This is a genomic window from Intestinimonas sp. (assembly GCF_026169115.1).
GTDB lineage: Bacteria > Bacillota > Clostridia > Oscillospirales > Oscillospiraceae > Intestinimonas.
Map to the genome: position 1 here is coordinate 1 of NZ_JAPFEA010000056.1, position 2,456 is coordinate 2,456.

The following is a 2,456-nucleotide window of genomic DNA, read 5'->3' on the forward strand; positions in this document are numbered from 1 at the left end:
CGACGTGCCCCTCATGGAACACTATGCACTCAACATTTCGACGAAGGAGTGATCTTATGGCAACGAGTATTGGTCTGCCCAGCCTGACCATCACCTTCCAGAAGGCGGCACGGGCGGCGGCCAACCGGAGCAAGAAGGGCTTTGTGGGCGTCTTTGTGCGGGATACCCAGGCCCAGGGCGTCCACCAGCTCACCAACGCTGCCGGCATCCCCACAGAGCTGGGGGAGGCCAACCGGGCTTATCTGTCCAGGGCCTTCACCGGCACCGACCGGGGAGCGCCCAGCAAGGTGGTGGCGGTGGTCATCGCCCCCGGTACCGAGGACACCACGGCTCTGGCCGCCGGCCTGAAGCTCATCGAGAACCAGAGCCTGGACTACATCGCCCCGCCCCCGGACGTGACGGAGGCGGAAAAGACCCTGCTGGAGACCTGGGTAAAGGAGCGGCGGAAGAACTACTTCACCGAGAAGCTGGTGGAGGCCAATCCCGCCGCACCCCCTGACGATATGGGCGTCATCTCCTTCACCGAGACCGACGGGGCCATCGCGGCGGGGAAGACCACCTACACGGCGGCGGAGTACGCCTCCCGCATGGCTGGGGTGCTGGCGGGCATCCCCATGGGCATGTCCTGCACCTACGCCCCCCTGGAGGAGCTGACGGCGGTGACACCCCGCAGCGAGACCGAGCAGAAGACGGCCATCAATGGGGGCAACCTCATCCTGATCCACGACGGCCAGGTGGCCAAGATCGCTCGGGGGGTCAACTCCCTGACCACCGTCCCGGCCACCGGCAACGCCGACTGGAGCAGGATCAAGATCGTGGAGGGGATGGATCTCATCACCTACTACCTGCGCACCACCATCCAGGGGCAGTACATTGGCCGCTATCCCAACACCTATGACAACAAGTGCCTGCTGCTCACCGCCATCCGGGAGTACTTCGCCTATCTGGAGAGCGCCGGGGTGCTCAATCCCGGGGAGAGCTGGGCGGAGATCGACCTGGATGCTCAGGAGCGGTGGCTCAAGGCCCAGGGGGTGGAGACCGCCGATCTCACCGAGCAGCAGCTCAAGGAGTACCAGACCGGGAGCTGGGTCTTTATCAAGTGCGGCGGCCGGCTGGTGGACGCCATGGAGGACTTCCAGGTGATCTTCCACGCGGCGGCCACCCTGGCGGCGTAAGGAGGGAACGACATGGCAACAAACATTGATGTCACAAAACGTGTGCTCAATGGACTGTGGGGATATATATGGTTGGACGGAGAACAGGTGGCCGAGTGCACCGCCTGCCAGCTAAAGGTGACTATCAACAAGGAAACCATCAATTTGTGCGGTCAGTTCATGTCCGACGTCAAGGCACTTAGCGCCAGAGGCACCGGCAGTCTGACCCTCTACAAGGTGGACTCCGGCTTGATTCAAAAAATGGGAGATCTCCAGAATGGTATCGACCGCCGCTTTACCATCGTCTCCAAGCTGAAGGACCCGGACAGCTGGGGAGCAGAGCGGGTGGCTGTCTATAATGTGAGCTTCGATGACCTCACGCTGGCGGACTGGCAGGCGGCCACGGTGGGCAAGGTGACGACCCCCTTCACCTTCAGCCGCTATGAGTTCCTGGATCAGATCGATTCGGATTAAGGAGTGATCTTATGGCAACGAAAGAAAAATCTGTGGTCAACAGTCTGCTGGACCTGCCGGAGTTTGAACCGGAGACCTCGGCGGTGAAGCTGCCCCGGCTGAATATCGTGCTGGAGCTGCGGGAGCTGCCCTACGACAAACTCATCAAACTGACCCGGGAGCCGGAGGCCCAGCTCCATCTCATCCTGGCGGCCGTGACCAACCACCCCGAGATGAGGGACAAGGCGTGGTACCACGACAAAAAGGGCTGTGCCACACCCGTGGATGCCCTGAAAAAGCTGCTTCGGAAGGGCGAGGTGGAGAAGGTGTGCCGGGCCATCGACCAGCTTCACGGCTATGCCGTAGGCAGTGTGGTGCCGGTAGCCCCCGAGACCATGCAGGCGGCGGCCATTGACGCCGCTGTGGAGGATCTGGAAAAAAACTGACCGGGCGCGCCGACCTGGCCGTGGCCCAGCGGCTGCTGCTGGACCACGGCATTTTCCCGGGGGATTTCCTGCGGCGTCCTCCGGGAGAGCGGGCGGTGGTCTGCGCGCTGCTCATCGACCACAAGCGCAGAAAGGACGGTGAGATCTGATGCCAAGCCGGAGTACGGATGCCAGCATCGCCTTTTCCGTGACGGACAATTTGTCTCAATCCATCGTGAAGATGAAGAACTCTCTCAATGAGTTCAAAACAGACGCCGAGGGACTCCAGCAGCGGCTGACCACCCTGGAAAACACCCGGCTGCAGCTGAAGAACATCGACCTGAAGCAGGCCAGGGAACAGGTGGAGCAGACACGCAAGGCCATGGAGGCCCTGGGGGATGCTGCCACCGACGCGGAGCGGGAA

General features: G+C 62.1%; 5 protein-coding genes. All 5 read left to right on the top strand.

What is annotated here, in order from left to right; translation table 11 throughout:
• Window positions 1-56: 56 nt before the first annotated feature.
• On the top strand, window positions 57-1,175 hold the full coding sequence (locus tag Q0Y09_RS05505) for a phage tail sheath C-terminal domain-containing protein (protein WP_297718798.1): 1,119 nt from the start codon (window positions 57-59) through the stop codon (window positions 1,173-1,175).
• Between the two features lie 12 nt (window positions 1,176-1,187).
• On the top strand, window positions 1,188-1,628 hold the full coding sequence (locus tag Q0Y09_RS05510) for a phage tail tube protein (RefSeq protein WP_297718801.1): 441 nt from the start codon (window positions 1,188-1,190) through the stop codon (window positions 1,626-1,628).
• An 11-nt stretch (window positions 1,629-1,639) separates the two neighbouring features.
• Window positions 1,640-2,053 carry a hypothetical protein gene (locus Q0Y09_RS05515; RefSeq protein WP_297718804.1) on the top strand — a complete coding sequence of 138 codons (414 nt, stop codon included), beginning with the start codon at window positions 1,640-1,642 and terminating at the stop codon, window positions 2,051-2,053.
• A 20-nt stretch (window positions 2,054-2,073) separates the two neighbouring features.
• Entirely contained in the window at window positions 2,074-2,202 is a 129-nt protein-coding gene (locus Q0Y09_RS05520) for a hypothetical protein (RefSeq protein ID WP_297718808.1), read from the top strand.
• Window positions 2,202-2,456: hypothetical protein (locus Q0Y09_RS05525; protein ID WP_297718811.1), on the top strand; the 255-nt coding region annotated here is incomplete at its 3' end. The genes Q0Y09_RS05520 and Q0Y09_RS05525, both read left to right, overlap by 1 nt.

Bases quoted from the DNA above. Each gene is read 5' to 3' on its own strand.
- Q0Y09_RS05515 (WP_297718804.1), top strand. From the start codon at position 1,640: ATGGCAACGAAAGAAAAATCTGTGGTCAACAGTCTGCTGGACCTGCCG.
- Q0Y09_RS05505 (WP_297718798.1), top strand. From the start codon at position 57: ATGGCAACGAGTATTGGTCTGCCCAGCCTGACCATCACCTTCCAGAAG.
- Q0Y09_RS05510 (WP_297718801.1), top strand. From the start codon at position 1,188: ATGGCAACAAACATTGATGTCACAAAACGTGTGCTCAATGGACTGTGG.